Origin of the sequence: Psychrobacter aquaticus CMS 56 (assembly GCF_000471625.1) — a bacterium.
Taxonomy (GTDB): Bacteria; Pseudomonadota; Gammaproteobacteria; order Pseudomonadales; family Moraxellaceae; genus Psychrobacter; species Psychrobacter aquaticus.
The window spans coordinates 78,235-95,477 of sequence record NZ_AUSW01000006.1 but is presented as its reverse complement, the minus strand read 5'-3'; the positions used below and the strand labels follow the sequence as shown (position 1 = coordinate 95,477).

Here is a 17,243-nt window from a genome sequence, read left to right as displayed (position 1 = left end):
ACTTAATCTAGCAGGCCAATATCTCGGCGATCGTGGACAGAGAAGCGATCGATTAACGTTCGGCTCGCATTGTTGAGTCCTATCACTTTGACATCAATGCCTTCACGTTGCAAGCGCATGACCAGTTTATCCAAAGTATCAACGGCGCTTATGTCCCAAAAATGTGCTTGACTGACATCAATTTGAATGCTGTCCAAGGCTTCTTTGGTATCAAAGCTGCCTAAAAATTGCGTCGTAGAAGCAAAGAAAACTTGCCCTTGCACGTAATAATAGCGGCTGTTATTACTGTCATCATACTCGCTAAATATGGTTAAAAACTGACCAATCTTATTGGCAAATGCCAGAGCAGATAGCAGTACACCAACGCCCACACCGTATGCCAAATTGTGCGTAAAGACGGTGGTCAAGACGGTCGCTAACATGACGATGTTAAATGACATAGGATGCGTTTTAAATTCGCGAATAGACTGCCAATTAAAGGTACCGATTGACACCATAATCATCACAGCGACCAGCGCTGCCATGGGGATTTGGCTGACCCATTCACTTAAGAACACCACCATAATCAGCAAGACAACCCCTGCCATCAAAGTAGATAGGCGTGTCCGTCCGCCAGATTTGACATTGATCATCGATTGACCAATCATCGCACAACCCGCCATACCACCAAAGAAACCCGATACCACGTTAGCGATACCTTGACCACGACACTCGCGGTTTTTATCACTGGACGTATCGGTTAATTCATCAACGATCGTCGCCGTCATCATAGATTCTAACAAACCAACGATGGCCAGCGCGATTGAATAAGGCGCGATGATCAGCAAGGTATTTAGGTTTAAAGGAATGTCAGGCAGCAAAAACATAGGTAGCGAATCTGGCAAATCGCCCATGCTACCGACGTTACGAATATCAAGATTCATGTACATCGCGACGGCGGTCAATCCAACGATACAGATCAGCGGGGACGGAATCACGCGACCGATTTTGGGAATAAGTGGGAACAGGTAAATAATCGCCAAACCAGCGGCTGTCATGATATAAACGGTCATGCCGACACGCTCGTTCAGAGGGTTAAGCTCTGGTAGTTGCGCGACAAATATCAATATCGCCAGCGCATTGACAAAACCAATGACCACTGAGCGAGAGACAAAGCGCATCAAATTACCGAGTTTTAAGACGCCCATTACGACCTGAATAGCGCCGCACAATAAGGTAGCCGCCAGTAGATACTGCAAGCCATGCTCGGCGACCAAATCGACCATCACCAATGCCATCGCCCCTGTCGCCGCCGAAATCATACCTGGGCGGCCACCGACAAAACTAATCACCACGGCGATACAAAATGAAGCATACAATCCGACTTTTGGGTCAACGCCAGCGATGATAGAGAAGGCAATGGCTTCAGGAATCAAAGCCAATGCAACGACCAAACCTGACAAAACGTCACCGCGAACGTTGGAAAACCACTCGTCACGTAAGTTATCAATAAAAGATGTCATAAGTACACTACATAGGGTTAGTGGCAAAAAAAGTAATCATTACTCATTCATAAAATGATTGCATCGCTACAAAAATAGCGCTCCAACTTTGTTTTGCGGCAACATGCATGGCATCATGTTGTGGCTTTGAATTGTTAACGGTCAATAATCAGTGTGTCTACTGCTTTGCTTGCTGGTATCACCAATACTCTCACCAATAATAAATACGATGATAAATTCAGTGAAATGACTTAAAAGTATGGTTTAAAACAGACTGCTGAAAGTAAGGTGTTTAAAAATAGTACCTACAATCGTTTATAGCGCCAGCAATGACTTGCTGTAATAGAGGGTGATAGATCATCTAGTAAATAAAAGCCATCGTTTGATATAGCATTCGCTTGATATAGCAGTGCCACAAGGCGAATCGTCGTCAAAGAAAGATGACAATAGCGCGATACATGTAACAACATGCTAAACTAAAATGCTTGATTAAATAGCCAGTCCCATACAGATTGAGGCAGCTATTATAGCATTAGCAATTTAATATAAAAACAGGCGCATAATAGCACAAAGTCATAAAAAACCAGTACCGAAATCTGAACGATACCGTTATGATGCTTCTCATCTTAACGGCATCACTTAGCTTGTTGACACAATAGGTTTGTTGGCTGCCATTTCGCCCGTTCAATAGAAGGAATAGACATGACCACCAATACTACAACAGACGTTTTACTTCATAAAGGCAGTGGTCTACAAGTCGTGGTCGGTTTGGGACAGTCGGGGCTGTCAGTGGCTCGCTATCTGGCCAATCAAGGTTATCAGGTAGCGGTCACAGACGCTCAGGCGGCTCCAAGCTTAGCCAATCAATTGCCAATCGAAATAGTTGTTCGCCAATTTGGGGCGATTGACGCAGAGCTATTGCAGCAAGCGGCACGTATTATTATCAGTCCTGGTATCTCCCTTGCCACCGAAGCCGTTGCCGCCGCCCGTCAAGCAAATATCCCAGTAGTCAGTGATATTCAGCTGTTTTGTGAAGCCTGTAGAGTACCGATAGTAGCAATTACGGGTTCTAATGCCAAAAGCACGGTTACCACATTGGTTGGGCAAATGGCTGCTGATGCGGGAGTTAATGTCGGCGTTGGTGGCAATATTGGCGTGCCAGCACTGACCCTACTGGACAATACTGATATGGAACTGGCGGTACTTGAGCTGTCCAGCTTTCAGCTAGAAACTGTGACCAATTTGGGCGCGCAGGTGGCGACGGTACTGAATATGTCACCCGATCATTTAGATCGTCATGGTGATATGCTTGGCTATCATCAAGCAAAGCATCGTATCTTTCAAGGTGCTAAGTCCGTGGTTATTAACCGCGAAGACGCTTTGACTCGCCCGTTAGTCGCTGACAACTTGCCTAGAGTAAGCACGAGCATTCATGCTCCTGATAAAGGTCAATATGGTCTCATCACTGATCCTGAAGGCCAGATTTATCTTGCGCACGGTACAGAAAGGCTACTATCGGCAGACAAACTGTTGATTAAAGGTCGTCATAATTTGCTCAATGCGCAAGCAGCGTTAGCGCTGGGCGGACTTGTTGGCTTACCACTTGCGAGTATGTTAGAGACCTTACAGCAGTTTACAGGCCTTGAGCATCGCTGCCAATATGTGGCAAGTGCTGCTGGGATTGATTACTTTAATGATTCAAAAGGTACTAATATCGGCTCGACTATGGCGGCCATCGAAGGGTTAGGCGCCGTCTATGCCCCAAAAGACGGTAAACTGTTATTGATTTTGGGTGGGCAGGGCAAAGGTCAACAATTTGGCGAGTTGACCCCTTTTATTAATCAGTATGTGAGCCAAGTACTGATTATTGGTGAGGATGCTCAGCAGATTGAACAGCATCTACGGGCTGCAAAAATCAGTGATGACGTGGCGCTGCATCAGTGCCAGACTTTAGAAGCGGCTTTTGCAACTATTCAACAAGTGACTAAAAGCAGCTTATCACAAGTGCAAGCGGTATTATTGTCCCCAGCTTGTGCCAGTTTTGATCAATATAGTGGCTACGTGGCTCGCGGTGAACATTTTATTGCGTTGGTTAATCAGCTAAAGGTTGTGCAATCAACGAGTCTGGCTGTTGATTAAATGCCTTAATAGCAAAGCATGTTATAGCGGCATATCGATGAGTATTTAAACGTATTCAGCGTTTTCTTGATAAATGATTGTTTTGCTTATAGATTGCTGCTACTGTCAATCATGATTAGGCAGTCGAGGAGCATATTGTGTCATTTGCTCGATCTATCTAAGGCATGTCATCAATTAAGCCAAACTAGTACGATCTACTTTCTTTTTTCAAACGGTGGCGTTTAATAGACGCCGTGTTTTTTCGTTCGTTAGTGTATATAAAATTATGGCGCTCTCTTCTTTTTTTCGTAGCTCGTCCCAATCCAAGCAAGCCTCTGGCTCAGATGGTGTTCTTTCTATGCCGTCAGCACGCGCCATTTTACTATCAAGCGTCGGCTGTATGCTGGTGCTGAGTCTGTTGATGGTGGCCTCTGCTTCTATTCCTTTTGCACTCAGTCGCGGTATGACAGAGCTGTATTTTTTTAAAAACCAATTGCTATATATGACGATTGGTCTGATGGTTGCTGCCCTACCTTATTATGGTGTGTCTTTGCGAACATTATATAAGACTGAAACTCAGTTTATTTTATTGGGTATTACGGGCATATTGTTAGTGGCAACGCTGTTTAGTGCACCGATTAATGGTTCTAAACGCTGGCTGAATTTGGGTGTGTTTAATTTTCAGGTGGCAGAGTTGGCCAAGCTGGTCATGATTGTCTTTGTATCGGACTTTGTGGTGCGCCGCTCTTTTGAGGTTCGTAATGGCCTAGATGGCTTTTTGCGCATTATGTTGGTGGTGGCGTTAATCACTATCCTGCTATTATCACAGCCGGATTTTGGCTCCTTCGTCGTTATTTTGGGTACCATTTTTGCGATTTTCTATATCGCTGGTGCGCCTTATAAGCATTTTTTAGCATTGGGTGCGGCGGCCATTGGTGGCGCTGTGTTGATGGTAACGACGGCACAGTATCGCTTGGTACGTGTGATGTCATTTATGGACCCGTTTGATGATGTGCAAGACACAGATTATCAATTAGCGCGCAGTTTGATTGCTTTTGGTCGCGGACAGTTTACCGGTGTGGGTTATGGTGAAAGCGTACAGAAACTGTCGCATTTACCAGAAGCACATACCGACTTTTTATTGGCAATCACTGGTGAAGAGTTGGGGTTTGTTGGGGTCACCATGGTTTTGGTCCTCGAAGCGCTGATTATCGGTAGTGCCATGCGTATCAGTTATAATGCTTTAAAACGTCGGCAGATGCGTATGAGCTATACAGCTTTTGGTATTGGCGTAGTGTTCATTGCTCAGACGATTATTAATGCGGCGATGAATATGGGGGCGATTCCGACCAAAGGTTTGACCATGCCATTCTTTAGTTATGGGGGTTCTTCTATGCTGATTAGCTTGGTAATGGTAGCGCTATTGCTAAAAATCTATAAAGAAAGCCCTGAGATAGAAAAGAGTCAGTGCCGTTATTATTGATAGGTTTTATAATATTAAGAAGTGTTGAACAACGTCTGACATTTTTTTAAGCTTAAAGCGTCACTATTAGCGTAGTGGCGCTTTTTGGTTTTTGTTGGTGAGAGAAAAAGACTATTTGGGCAGATGAAGCTGTTGTTTGCCTTGTAGCGGCGTGTTGTCCCATTGAGCGATTGCTTGCTTGAGCATATTGGTGGGTGTATCTTTATCGACGGCTGGTTGCTGTAATAGTTGCAAGGCAACAGCGATGAGCTGGCTTGGATCACGTGTATCAATGGGCTGAGCCAGATTTTGCTTGGAGAGCTTTTGCCCATCAGGATGACATATTAATGGCAAATGATACCAGTGATCGATAGCAGGCAAGCGAGCGGCGTGCATGATACTGATTTGCGCCGTGGTCATGGGTAAGATATCCAAACCACGCATGATATGAGTGATTTGTTGTAATCCATCATCGAGACTGGCAGCCAATATATAATTAATCATCCCATCTTGACGGCTAACCACCATATCACCTAGTGTCTGCTGAGGGTTATTCCATTGTAACCCCTGAATACCATCGTTAAAACCAATGCTATAGTCTGGCAGCTGTATGCGTAGCTTATGTTGCTGTCTATTAAGGTCAGCTTTGACACAGCAGCGTGGATAACGTTGTCTAGGAGGCTGTACTTGGTTGATCTCTTCGTAAGTTTTGTCTGGTATTTCTTGTGCCCAATATTGCTCCAAATCTTTACGTGAGCACTGGCAACCGTAAGTCAGCGGACGTAGGGCTGAGGACAGGTAATCATTGTAAATATCTATCCGCTCAGATTGATAAATGACATCGCCATCCCAGTGTAATTCAAGTGCCTCTAAGTCTATCAAAATTTGCTCAGTGAACTGCCGATCACAGCGTTCAGTATCTGTATCTTCGATACGCAGCAGCCATTTGCCACCCAGTGATTTTATGTGGCAAAAGCTGGCAAGGGCAGTCGTCAATGAGCCAAGATGCAATTCACCAGTGGGTGAGGGAGCAAAGCGACCAATTGGTTGTACTGGTATGATTGAAGTGGGCATAGGAGTAGGGTGAGTTTTCAAAGTAGGAAATTATCAGTAGAAAAGATAGGAGATAGAATAATAAATATCTTCGTAAAAAGATATTTGTGAAATGAGGTGTTTTGTTAGTCAAATCAATGTGAGTAAGTTTGAAAGTCTGTATCAGGTATGATGCATGACGCATTGACTAAAAACTAGCCATCTAAAACGCAGCAAGCGACCAATGATATGGTCGCTCGTACTTATATTTACATTAATTATTTACATTAATGATATTTGGTTTAAGCGCCTTGGTTTTGACGTTCTTTAATTTCAGACAGTGTTTTGCAGTCAATGCATTGCGTCGCGGTTGGGCGTGCTTCAAGGCGACGCAAACCAATTTCTACGCCGCAAGTGTCACAAAATCCATAGTCTTCATTTTCGATTTCTGCCATAGATTTATCGATTTTTCGGATGAGCTTACGCTCACGGTCACGCGTACGCAAAGCCAAGGCAAACTCTTCTTCTTGCGTGGCGCGATCGTTGATATCCGGCATGGCACTGGATTCATCTTGGATATAAGTCTTAGTACGATCCGCTTCGCCAATCAGTTGGCTTTTCCAGTCCAATAAAATAGCCTTAAAGTGCTCTAGCTGTGCATCAGACATGTATTCTTCGTCTTCGGCAGGCACATAAGGAGTAAACTTAACTTCACTCGGATTCGTGGTCAGGGTGCTCATATGGGTATCCTACTTTTTCAAATTAATTCAATAAAACGACGTATCAAAAGACAAGACGCTATTAATTTTACAAACGCTATAATTTGTCCCTTTATAAAACGTTTTACCACCTAGTGACACAAATAACACAGCGGATTTAATAATACGGTACTTTAATGTGCTTACATCGATATGTCGATGGTCAGATATATGGTCATACATATTTTTATTTAAATGGTATTGTCTAAATAACGCGAAAAATCACTAACGATAAAAACTCAGCTTATGATCAATGTAACCATTCTCGCTATTATAATTCTGCCTAGCATCAAATATGAAGCGGTCTTCCTTGATTGTATAAGTTGTATCATTGTTTCTCATAATAATGAAGCGATTTTTCACAATGCCAGTATTTTTACTCTAATGGCTCGTTTGCATAGCATCGAAAAATATCCGCTCAAAGCCTAGAAAATAAGGGCTGGCATTAACATTCTTGACAATAAATCTGGGCATTAAGTATCTAGTCTTTCAACCCAGCTTGCAACCGTTCCATTGTTGGCTAATTGCAACCAACGGTAACCGGGGCGCGCGTTTTTATCGTAAGAAAAGTTATCTTCATAAGGTTTGAACTGATAGCAAGTAGAGGGTGTGCTATAGACGGTAACACCTTGACGATGGCGAACTTGCTCTTGGTGAGTATGACCGCTGATAATCACTTTTAAATGTGCAAACGCCGCCATCTGCTCCCAAAAAGTCTCAGCGTTCTCTGCCATATGGTTATCAATCCACTCAGAGTCTACTGGTATCACATGATGATGCAAGGCAATCAGGGCAGGTTTATCACAAGTACTGAGTTTCTCACGCAACCAGTCAATATCGGTAAGCGTGATTTCACCTGCCACTTTACCAGTGATCGATGAATCCAATAACAAAAGTTGCCAATTATCCGTCTCAATAACATGGCGGCTTAATAAGCGTGCGTCAGCAGGTTGAGCGATCAGTTCGCGTTGAAAAAAAGGCAGATGACTGTCCATCTCATCCGTCACGTCATGATTACCAGCAATACAAACAAAAGGAATGTTGGTCGCTTGTAATACCTCAAAAATATAATCGTAGATAGCAGGCTGAACCTTACTTACTAAGTCACCAGTCACAATGATCAAATCACAGCGAGTATCTGTCTGCAACGCTTGCTGCAGCGCCGTCTCAAAACATTGCTGACAGAGGGTTTCATTACTGTTGTCATTCGTAGTATAAGCAGGGGCAGTCGATAAATGTAAATCCGTAATTTGTAATATGATTAACTGCTGATCTGGCGTGCTGATTTTATTGACAGGATAGCTTAGCATTGGGTTAGTCCCTCATCGAATTAAAACAATTGATGTTGCTAGAACGAGTATGAATAAACGGACTACTAATAATTTTTTTCACAGCGTAATGCTACTACGAGTACTTTTACTGGTTCACACCACACACGCTAGTAGTCAATCAGTGCCAATAGCATTAGGGCAATTTTATAACACAAAGCGAATAAAAGCTCTAGCAATATTGATGAAATAAAGTTGGATAAGGCAATAAAAGAAACAAGTTATATGAAGCACGCCATGAGGGTAGTTAATGGCGTGCTGACCAAAATTTTGTGGCTATTATTTTTGAAAATATAAATGCGATAAAAAATAAAATCGCTAATATCAAAACGATAGAGAGTCCAGTTTGGATATCGAGCCAAATACTGCCCCAAACGCCTAAGGTGACGCCAAGCTGTGCGATAAGCAACGATATAACGACCATTTGTTTTGGCGATTTTGACCACAAACGTGCTGTTAGCGCGGGCAATACCAATAAGCCACTGATGAGTAAACTGCCGACAGCTTGTAAGGCGATCGCACAAAATCCTGCCAATACCCCCATGAAAAACAGCCGCTGGCGTGTCGGATTGATACCCTGAATACGTGCCAGCGCTTCATGAGTGGCAATTTTAACTTGTGCGGGCCATATATAGGCAAGCAACCCCAATCCAACCAATACACTACCAGCAAGTAACGGCAAATCTGCCCAATCAAGCTCAAGCAGATTACCGAATAAAAACCCCAATACGTTGGCTTGTTGATCGGTCAATTGGGTTAAGGCCAATAGACCCAAACACAGTAATGATACGGCAACGACGGCCAGTACGGCATCAGCTGGCAGACGCTCATCATCCATAAATACCAGTCCCAAAACCACAGCGATGCTCACCAAGGCGATACCAATGCCCATCGGTAATTGCCACCATGCTGCCAACGCCACACCAAGTAATGTGCCATGTGCTAAGGCATCGGCAAAAAATGCCATGCGTCGCCACAATACCAAACAACCCAAGGGCGCTGATAGTAGCGCTAAAATACTGCCTGCGATCCAAGCAGGGGCAATGATGGCTAACCAAGCAGTCATAACAAATATCCGTAAAAGTTTTATAGAGACTAAAAGCTGTTTTTATGTTGAATAACTTCAGTTTCAGTACATTTGATTCTGGTTGTTATCGTTAAAGCTCGCTTGGTGCGTGGTGCTCACAAGCATGGGGTTGGTGCACATACGGCTGCTCATAATGATGACCAAACAGCTTTTGAAACTCAGTACTAATGGCAAGCTCGCTTGGTTGTCCCTCACAGCAAATGTGTTTGTTCAGACAAATCACTCGCCGACTGCCTTTCATCACCCAGTGCAAATCATGTGACACCACCAACATGGCACACCGCAAAAAGTCAGGCAACTCATCAATGAATTGATATAGCCAAAGTTCAGTATCAGGGTCAAGCCCTTGCATTGGCTCATCTAAAATAAGCAGATTGGGTTTGCTCAATAGGGCGCGTGCCAATAGTACTCGCTGCGTCTCACCACCTGATAGATGCAGCATTTGCCGCGATAGCAAGTGCGTCAATGACAAATTATCAAATATAAACTGTCGTTGCGCGTGCGTTAAGCGTTTCTTATCTGCTTGTGCCAATAAGTCACATACACGTAATGGCAATATCGGTGGTATCGCAAAGCGCTGCGGCACATAGCCGAGCTGCAAAGGCTGATGTGCTATGAGGCTACCTTGAGTCGGATCAATCAAACCTAAAATGAGTTTGACCAACGTTGATTTACCAGCGCCATTGGGACCGATAAGACTGACCGTCTCATTGACAGCGATGTCAATATCAATATGTGAGAGTAAGCGTTGTCTTCCAATGTGATAACTGATATTACTTAAGCTCAGTAGTTGATGGGCAGTGTTACGATTACTGTCATCGATAGTAGAAGTGATTGACTGACTAGACGGAGAAATAGACAAGCTCATGATAGGACAACTGATAAGTGAGTAAAGGATAAAAGTAGTAATAAAGGCAAAGATAAAAATCTCATTATCAAATGCCCATAAAAAATGACGCTATTTTACTGGCAAGCTTGGCAACGACCACTAAGCTCAATGACGCTACGCTCAACGATGAAACCGACATCTTGCTCTGCAAAGCTCATCATTTCTTGCACCGGCACACTGCTACATTCTTGCACCCGCTGACACTGTACACAAATTAGAAATGCGGCTGTATGCTGGGCGCGGGGATGACAGCAAGGAACATAGGCATTGATGGACGTCAGCTGATGTATCAAACCTTCTGCCAATAAAAACTCTAAGCTTCGATACACCGTCGGCGGCGCGACATTTTTTGCGCTTTCTGCTGATTCTTGTACACCTGCATTTGCGTCTGACAAACGAGCTTGTTGTAACTGAGTGATCAAATCATAAGCGCCCACAGGTTTGGTCGCCTGTAGTACTAGCGCATATATTTGCTGGCGCAACGGCGTAAAACGCACTCCGCGCACACGGCACTGCTCCTTTGCTGCCTCGACCCGATCGGTCACATCTTGCGGTGAAAAATGCTGAACATCATGCAGATGCTCACAGACAGATGGGTTAGTAGACATGACGCAAGCTCCTAAAATTGACATTATAACGCCAGATAGTATAAGTGAAGCGCAAAAAAAGGTAAGTAATAAAATAACATAGCACTTATTAATGTTATACTATAACATATTAAAGGTGAGAAATAACCTCACGATCACTTAATGAATCATTAAGAATGTCAGCGCAAGCGCGTTACACCAACTTATAACAGCACACCTGTCTAATAGGACTATCATCGCATGATTGCTCACCATACTCTTAACAAGCCCGCGCATCAGCAGCCGTACACTCAAAAACCCTGTCACCTTTCGTTTTTTGACAACGTACTTATCTGCTTAAAGCGATCACGATATGTAGTGGCAGGCATGTTATTGATACTTGGCTTGTTTGCCTCCTTACAAGTACAGGCAGCAACAGTTAGCGTGAGCAACCATCCGATGTTCTTACTCAGTGAGGCTGTAACCGACGGCACTCCTTCCGCCAATCAAATCTTACAAGCTGGTGATGTGGGGCATCATGGCAGCATTAGTCCCAACGATATGAAAACTATTAAAGACAGCAAATTTGTGGTTTGGTTCGGTGACTCCCTAGAAAACAGTCTGACTGGTAGTTTGAAGACTGCACCAAATGCTATTGCTCTGTTTGACTTTAAGGCCTTTAATCGGCATCCGCTTCGTGATGTTAAAGGTAAACCGATTGCAGGCACGCTCGATCCGCATATTTGGCTCGATCCTGAAAACGCCAAAGCCATTACGCGTGCATTAGCCGTCATTCACAGCCATGCCAATCCAGAGTACAAAGAGACCTACCAAGCCAACGCTCAAAAGTTTGCGCAACGTATGGATAAAGCAGTCGCACAGATACAGCAAGCGTCACAAAAGAATCGTCCTTACTGGGCGTACCATGATGCATATCAATATATTGAAAGTGCTGCAAAAATACAGTTGGCTGGTAGCTTAAGCCCCGATCATCATATTTCGCCAAAGGCCAGTCAGTTACGCTGGTTTAATGAAAACCGCCCTGCCGAACAGATGTGTTTGATCAGTTCAAGTCAACCAGCCAAAGGGCTATTGGCGAAACTACAGCCAGTGCGCACTACCGTGCAAGTCGAAGACATGAGTGACAGTCAAGACTTTGTAGAAGGGTGGACACGTATGACACAGCAAATTAATAACTGTATTAATAGCAAATAAGATAAATTTCAAGGCTTGCTAAACAAATCTTACGATGGCTAAAAAACAAGCGTTTTGCAACCATACATTGCTTGGTTTTAGGCATGTTTTATATTAAATAGTTGATAGGTTTAATATTATGCTTGCATATGGCAGGTATGCTCCCTATAATAAAGAGCGTTTTATTTTGGTTAAAAGTCAATACCTATAGAATAAACCATTTATGGATAAAAGTGTCGTAAGCATGATACAGTAGTCCAAGGCTATAGGAATACCAATGACCAAGCCTGCCAAACGCACCCAAAAAGATAAAATTGGCATTTATATCAAACGTCAAGCATGGATATTGTTTATCCTAATTATTGTTGCTTGGACAATAGATACGATATGGTTGCATAGTGAGCTTACTGTCGCAAAAAGCACGGCCATTGGCGCGCTACTCAGTTTTCTCACTCAAGCTGTATTTGCTTTTTTTATTTTTTGGTATACCGGATATCGCGCGCGCCAACATATTGTTAGCCAGCTTTATCGCGGTCAGATGGCCAAATGGCTATTGACGGTGTTTGGATTCGCACTAATTTTTATTACCGTACAACCCCTATCTGCGCCTGCGCTGTTTATCGGTTTTATGGTAATGCAAATTAGTCACAGTTGGATGTTGTGGCATATACGCTAGTGTTAATCACTATATCAATAGTTAGATGACCAATAGCGCTAGGTAAGAAGTCACCCTGCCGTCCAACTTCTCTATGACTAGTTCCATAAAGTCAAAACATAAAAAACTGTCTCATGATAGTGCAATGATTTTAAAAACGTTAGTATGAACGTTTGCTAACTTGTTCATACAGCGGATAAAAAGTCACAATTGACTTTACACGATTACAACGCTGCATTAATATAGGCAGCTAAATATTTTACTTATGAGCCTTGTACTGAGCACTGGTCACGAGAGTGCGGCTGTTAGTAAATATTACATAATAATTTTGCGTACCTATGCAAGGGCTATTACTGAGTTATCATAAGCCCTTTTTTGATAGCTAAAATTTAACTTAAGCTATCAAATTATGCATAAGTAATAGAGCTATGGGTTGGATGTTATTGGTTACATGGGCGCATTAGCATGATTCATTTGTTTGCTTATCAGCATGTCAATATAGAAGTGCTAAAACCTCATCAGATGACAACCATATTTTTGGTAGTTGATTAAATCGTTGATTAATAAGAAGCTTACATTATGGCAGCCGAGCAAACATCATCAGAATATATCTCTCACCACTTAACGAATTGGACATACGGCTATCTGCCCGGCGAAGGTTGGAAAGTTGCCTATAGTGCCGAAGAAGCAGGGCTGATGGGCTTTAAAGCTATCCACCTTGATTCTATGCTATGGTCAATTGGTCTGGGTATTTTATTTTGTACCGTCTTTTGGATGGTTGCCAAAAAAGTTACCTCAGGCGTACCAAGCAAAACTCAGGCAGCGGTTGAGATGATCGTTGAGTTTGTTGATAACAACGTTCGTGATTCTTACAGTGGTACGTCAAAACTGATTGCGCCATTAGCGTTGACCATTTTTGTTTGGATCTTCTTGATGAACTTAATGGATTTAATACCCGTTGACTTCATTCCCGGTATTGCTGGGCAAATTGGCGCTGCTATGGGCCATGATCCACATCATGTTTTCTTTAAGATTGTTCCAACGACTGATCCCAATATCACGCTTGGCATGTCATTCTCTGTCTTTGCACTGATTATCTTTTATAGCATTAAAGAAAAAGGTTTGGGCGGCTTTGTTGGTGAATTAACATTGCATCCATTTGGCGCCAAAAACCCAATCGTACAAGCGATTTTAATCCCCATCAACTTTATTTTAGAAGCAGTTACCTTGATTGCTAAGCCAGTTTCACTTGGTTTGCGTCTATTTGGTAACATGTATGCTGGGGAATTAATTTTCATACTGATTGCTCTAATGCCGTTTTGGATTCAATGGGCGTTATCGGTACCGTGGGCTATCTTCCACATCTTAGTTATTACACTTCAAGCGTTCGTATTCATGATGCTGACGATAGTTTACATGTCGCTTGCATCATCAACTGAACATTAATTAGACATTCAATAGGTAAATGAGGATACATCAATGGATCCAGTATTAGGTGGTTACACAGTTATCGCAGTAGCACTACTTATCGGTCTTGGCGCACTTGGCACAGGTATTGGTTTTGCTATTTTAGGTGGCAAATTCTTAGAAGGTGTTGCGCGTCAGCCAGAACTTGGCTCACAATTGCAAACTCGTATGTTCATCGTAGCAGGTCTTCTTGATGCTATTCCGATGATCGGTGTTGGTATTGCTATGCTATTGTTGTTCGCTAACCCTCTAGCAGGTTAATCCGAAAGCTCAGTTGTAAATGTTTGGTAGGTGGAGATTTGCTATCAAATATAGTCAAGATTTGACTGCCAAACATGATCAATGAAACTGATTTTTCATTAACAAAGAGGTGATCACGTGAATATCAATTTTACCCTCGTCGGTCAAGCCATTGCTTTTGCAATATTTGTGATTTTTTGCATGAAATTCGTGTGGCCACCACTTATCGGTGCCATTAATGAGCGTCAGCGTAAAATTGCTGAAGGCTTGAATGCCGCAGAAAAAGCAAAAGCAGATTTGGCAACCGCGGAGCAAGATGTCCAGCAGGAGCTTGATCTTGCAAAGACTAAAGCTGCTGCTTTAATCGAGCAAGCGAACAAGAGTGCTAACCAACTTGTCGAAGATGCAAAAGTTCAAGCCCAAGTGGAAAGCGAGCGCATTCGTCAACAAGCTCAAGCGTCTATCGACCAAGAGATCAATCAAGCGCGTGAGTCATTACGTGCCCAAGTTGCTGAACTGGCTGTACTTGGTGCCGAAAAGATTTTGCAAGACAAAGTCGATGTGCAAAAACATGCCAGTATGTTAGATCAACTGGCGGCGAAGCTGTAATTGTGAGGATATAATGGCTGACTTATCAACCTTAGCACGACCGTACGCTAAAGCCGCGTTTGACTATGCCAACGAAAATGGGGTAGTAAATGAGTGGGAAAACTTCTTATTTATTGCCAGTACCGTTGTCAATGACAAGTCGTTCAGTACTTGGCTAGACAATCCAGCTGTTTCTGCTGAGCATAAGTCAGCTGCTTTGGTCGATCTTTATGATACGCAAGTAGCTAGCGCTAATGATTCTGCTTTTAAGCAGTTATTAGGTGAGACTCGAGGGGTTCGCCCTGACAGTAGCGCCAGCTATCCAAAAGTATCAGTAGCACTTAGTAACTTCGTTAAACAGTTATCAGAACAAGAGCGTCTGGCACTGCTTCCTGAAGTTTATGAGCATTATCGCCGTCACAAGGCCATAAGCTTAAAGCAGCTTGACGCATATGTGACCTCTGCCTACCCATTGACCGATGCCCAGCGAGACATGCTTCAAACGCGTCTTGCTACCTCGCTAAATGCTAGCGTGGTGATTCATGAGTCAGTCGATCCGAGTTTATTGGCAGGCGCTACGATTAAAGTCGGTGACAAAATCATTGATGATTCGATACGCGGCAAGTTACAACAGTTAAAAACACAGCTAACTGCCTAATGCCATTCATCAACGCAGCTATTAATATCTGCGTGGTAGTAAGAGCATTTAAGTCAGTGGGCGGGTTATCATAAATTAAAGGAAACAAGGCAATGCAACAATTGAATCCAGCGGAAATCAGTAACCTGATTAAGCAGCGTATTCAAGACCTTGATGCGGGTGCAACTGCAAAGAATGAAGGCACGATTGTCAAAGTATCTGACGGTATCGTGCAGATTCATGGTCTTGAAGATGCCATGTACGGCGAAATGATTGAGTTTGAAGGCGAAATCTACGGAATGGCGCTTAACTTAGAGCGTGATTCTGTCGGCGCGGTAGTACTTGGTGATTACCTAAAGCTGCAAGAAGGTCAAAAAGCCTATTGTACTGGTCGTATTCTTGAAGTACCAGTAGGTCCTGAGCTGCTAGGTCGTGTTGTTGACGCCTTGGGTAATCCTATTGATGGCAAAGGTCCTATCGATGCCAAAATGACTGACAAAGTCGAAAAAATCGCTCCGGGCGTTATCGATCGTCAATCAGTAGATCAGCCAGTAATGACAGGCTATAAAGCTGTTGATACCATGATCCCAATTGGTCGTGGTCAGCGTGAGCTTATTATTGGTGACCGTCAAACGGGTAAGACCGCGATGGCTATCGATGCGATTATCGCGCAAAAATCATCTGGCATCAAATGTGTGTATGTTGCAATCGGTCAGAAACGTTCGACTATTGCTAACGTCGTACGTAAGCTTGAACAGACTGGTGCACTAGCATATACCACAGTAGTGGTTGCTTCGGCATCAGAGCCAGCAGCATTACAATATATTGCTCCGTATTCAGGTTGTACGATGGGCGAATACTTCCGTGACCGCGGCGAAGATGCACTGATTGTATTTGATGATTTATCAAAACAAGCTGTTGCTTATCGTCAGATTTCACTATTGTTACGTCGTCCGCCAGGTCGTGAAGCATATCCTGGTGATGTCTTCTATTTACACTCACGTTTACTTGAACGTGCATCACGCGTAAATGCCAATTATGTAGAAAAATTCACCAATGGTGAAGTAAAAGGTAAAACGGGTTCTTTGACGGCTCTACCTATCATTGAAACTCAAGCTGGTGACGTTTCTGCATTCGTACCAACCAACGTGATTTCAATCACTGATGGTCAGATTTTCTTAGAATCTAGCCTATTTAACTCAGGTATTCGTCCAGCAGTAAACGCTGGTATCTCGGTATCTCGTGTGGGCGGGGCAGCTCAGACTAAGATTATCAAAAAGCTATCTGGCGGTATCCGTACAGCTTTGGCTCAGTATCGTGAGTTGGCAGCATTTGCTCAGTTTGCCTCAGATCTTGATGACGCCACGCGTGAACAGCTTGATCATGGTGAACGCGTTACTGAACTGATGAAGCAAAAGCAGTATCAGCCAATGTCGGTTTCTGAGCAAGCAGCTGTTATCTATGCTTCAAACGAAGGGTTTTTAGCTGACGTTCCTGTTGAAAAAATCGGCTCTTTCGAAGAAGCTTACTTACGTTACATGCATGATGAGCAAAGTGAATTGATGCGTGAGATTGATGACACTGCGAACTACAATGACGATATCGCAGGTCGTTTAAAGTCAGCTTTAGAGACCTTTAAACAAAATCACAGTTATTAATTTAACGGGTTAAGCCGACTTGGTTATAACGGTTATTTATAAAGTGGCGCGTTATCTGATCAGATATTTGCGCCATTGTCCTA

Annotated in this window: 16 protein-coding genes; 9 read left to right on the top strand and 7 right to left on the bottom strand. The window is 43.2% G+C overall.

The window, feature by feature from the left end:
- Positions 1–2: 2 nt before the first annotated feature.
- On the bottom strand, positions 3–1,502 hold the full coding sequence (locus tag M917_RS00710; protein ID WP_021812826.1) for a SulP family inorganic anion transporter: 1,500 nt from the start codon (positions 1,500–1,502) through the stop codon (positions 3–5).
- Positions 1,503–2,183: 681 nt separating this feature from the next.
- Between M917_RS00710 and murD the strand changes: the two genes are divergently transcribed.
- Both murD and ftsW read left to right on the top strand, forming a co-directional pair.
- The gene (gene murD, locus M917_RS00705) at positions 2,184–3,620 is read left to right on the top strand and encodes a UDP-N-acetylmuramoyl-L-alanine--D-glutamate ligase (protein ID WP_021812824.1); all 1,437 of its coding nucleotides are present in this window, start codon (positions 2,184–2,186) and stop codon (positions 3,618–3,620) included.
- A 265-nt stretch (positions 3,621–3,885) separates the two neighbouring features.
- Positions 3,886–5,082, top strand: a complete 1,197-nt coding sequence (ftsW, locus tag M917_RS00700; RefSeq protein ID WP_200861729.1) for a putative lipid II flippase FtsW — start codon at positions 3,886–3,888, stop codon at positions 5,080–5,082.
- Between the two features lie 111 nt (positions 5,083–5,193).
- On the opposite strand, the gene gluQRS is transcribed toward ftsW, so the two are convergent.
- The 6 genes from gluQRS to M917_RS00665 all read right to left on the bottom strand — a co-directional run bounded on the left by gluQRS (position 5,194) and on the right by M917_RS00665 (position 10,763).
- Complete coding sequence (gene gluQRS / locus M917_RS00695) at positions 5,194–6,135, bottom strand: tRNA glutamyl-Q(34) synthetase GluQRS (protein ID WP_021812822.1); 942 nt, start codon at positions 6,133–6,135, stop codon at positions 5,194–5,196.
- Between the two features lie 260 nt (positions 6,136–6,395).
- A complete protein-coding gene (dksA, locus tag M917_RS00690) occupies positions 6,396–6,833 on the bottom strand; it encodes an RNA polymerase-binding protein DksA (RefSeq protein WP_021812821.1) in 438 nt (145 codons plus the stop codon).
- A 491-nt stretch (positions 6,834–7,324) separates the two neighbouring features.
- Entirely contained in the window at positions 7,325–8,161 is an 837-nt protein-coding gene (locus tag M917_RS00680) for a metallophosphoesterase (RefSeq protein WP_021812819.1), read from the bottom strand.
- A 265-nt stretch (positions 8,162–8,426) separates the two neighbouring features.
- A complete protein-coding gene (locus M917_RS00675) occupies positions 8,427–9,245 on the bottom strand; it encodes a metal ABC transporter permease (protein WP_021812818.1) in 819 nt (272 codons plus the stop codon).
- A gap of 91 nt (positions 9,246–9,336) precedes the next feature.
- On the bottom strand, positions 9,337–10,134 hold the full coding sequence (locus tag M917_RS00670; protein ID WP_021812817.1) for a metal ABC transporter ATP-binding protein: 798 nt from the start codon (positions 10,132–10,134) through the stop codon (positions 9,337–9,339).
- A gap of 95 nt (positions 10,135–10,229) precedes the next feature.
- Positions 10,230–10,763, bottom strand: coding sequence for a Fur family transcriptional regulator (locus tag M917_RS00665; protein ID WP_021812816.1), 534 nt, complete (start codon positions 10,761–10,763; stop codon positions 10,230–10,232).
- A 219-nt stretch (positions 10,764–10,982) separates the two neighbouring features.
- Between M917_RS00665 and M917_RS00660 the strand changes: the two genes are divergently transcribed.
- From M917_RS00660 to atpA, 7 genes are all read left to right on the top strand, one after another.
- Positions 10,983–11,936: a metal ABC transporter substrate-binding protein gene (locus M917_RS00660; RefSeq protein WP_084606098.1), complete on the top strand. Its 954-nt coding sequence runs from the start codon at positions 10,983–10,985 to the stop codon at positions 11,934–11,936.
- Between the two features lie 256 nt (positions 11,937–12,192).
- Positions 12,193–12,591: an ATP synthase subunit I gene (locus M917_RS00655; protein WP_021812814.1), complete on the top strand. Its 399-nt coding sequence runs from the start codon at positions 12,193–12,195 to the stop codon at positions 12,589–12,591.
- Positions 12,592–13,149: 558 nt separating this feature from the next.
- Complete coding sequence (gene atpB, locus M917_RS00650; protein WP_021812813.1) at positions 13,150–14,016, top strand: F0F1 ATP synthase subunit A; 867 nt, start codon at positions 13,150–13,152, stop codon at positions 14,014–14,016.
- Positions 14,017–14,049: 33 nt separating this feature from the next.
- Positions 14,050–14,298 carry a F0F1 ATP synthase subunit C gene (gene atpE, locus M917_RS00645; RefSeq protein ID WP_010197960.1) on the top strand — a complete coding sequence of 83 codons (249 nt, stop codon included), beginning with the start codon at positions 14,050–14,052 and terminating at the stop codon, positions 14,296–14,298.
- Between the two features lie 117 nt (positions 14,299–14,415).
- Positions 14,416–14,886, top strand: a complete 471-nt coding sequence (locus M917_RS00640) for a F0F1 ATP synthase subunit B (RefSeq protein WP_021812812.1) — start codon at positions 14,416–14,418, stop codon at positions 14,884–14,886.
- A 13-nt stretch (positions 14,887–14,899) separates the two neighbouring features.
- Positions 14,900–15,523, top strand: a complete 624-nt coding sequence (locus M917_RS00635; protein ID WP_021812811.1) for a F0F1 ATP synthase subunit delta — start codon at positions 14,900–14,902, stop codon at positions 15,521–15,523.
- A 92-nt stretch (positions 15,524–15,615) separates the two neighbouring features.
- Entirely contained in the window at positions 15,616–17,160 is a 1,545-nt protein-coding gene (atpA, locus tag M917_RS00630; RefSeq protein WP_021812810.1) for a F0F1 ATP synthase subunit alpha, read from the top strand.
- Positions 17,161–17,243: the final 83 nt, after the last annotated feature.

Excerpts from the sequence above, each read along its gene's own strand:
- murD (WP_021812824.1), top strand. The coding sequence starts at position 2,184 with ATGACCACCAATACTACAACAGACGTTTTACTTCATAAAGGCAGTGGT.
- atpB (WP_021812813.1), top strand. The coding sequence starts at position 13,150 with ATGGCAGCCGAGCAAACATCATCAGAATATATCTCTCACCACTTAACG.
- atpA (WP_021812810.1), top strand. The coding sequence starts at position 15,616 with ATGCAACAATTGAATCCAGCGGAAATCAGTAACCTGATTAAGCAGCGT.
- gluQRS (WP_021812822.1), bottom strand. The coding sequence starts at position 6,135 with ATGCCCACTTCAATCATACCAGTACAACCAATTGGTCGCTTTGCTCCC.
- M917_RS00635 (WP_021812811.1), top strand. The coding sequence starts at position 14,900 with ATGGCTGACTTATCAACCTTAGCACGACCGTACGCTAAAGCCGCGTTT.
- M917_RS00675 (WP_021812818.1), bottom strand. The coding sequence starts at position 9,245 with ATGACTGCTTGGTTAGCCATCATTGCCCCTGCTTGGATCGCAGGCAGT.
- dksA (WP_021812821.1), bottom strand. The coding sequence starts at position 6,833 with ATGAGCACCCTGACCACGAATCCGAGTGAAGTTAAGTTTACTCCTTAT.
- M917_RS00710 (WP_021812826.1), bottom strand. The coding sequence starts at position 1,502 with ATGACATCTTTTATTGATAACTTACGTGACGAGTGGTTTTCCAACGTT.
- M917_RS00660 (WP_084606098.1), top strand. The coding sequence starts at position 10,983 with ATGATTGCTCACCATACTCTTAACAAGCCCGCGCATCAGCAGCCGTAC.
- atpE (WP_010197960.1), top strand. The coding sequence starts at position 14,050 with ATGGATCCAGTATTAGGTGGTTACACAGTTATCGCAGTAGCACTACTT.
- M917_RS00680 (WP_021812819.1), bottom strand. The coding sequence starts at position 8,161 with ATGCTAAGCTATCCTGTCAATAAAATCAGCACGCCAGATCAGCAGTTA.
- M917_RS00655 (WP_021812814.1), top strand. The coding sequence starts at position 12,193 with ATGACCAAGCCTGCCAAACGCACCCAAAAAGATAAAATTGGCATTTAT.
- ftsW (WP_200861729.1), top strand. The coding sequence starts at position 3,886 with ATGGCGCTCTCTTCTTTTTTTCGTAGCTCGTCCCAATCCAAGCAAGCC.
- M917_RS00665 (WP_021812816.1), bottom strand. The coding sequence starts at position 10,763 with ATGTCTACTAACCCATCTGTCTGTGAGCATCTGCATGATGTTCAGCAT.
- M917_RS00670 (WP_021812817.1), bottom strand. The coding sequence starts at position 10,134 with ATGAGCTTGTCTATTTCTCCGTCTAGTCAGTCAATCACTTCTACTATC.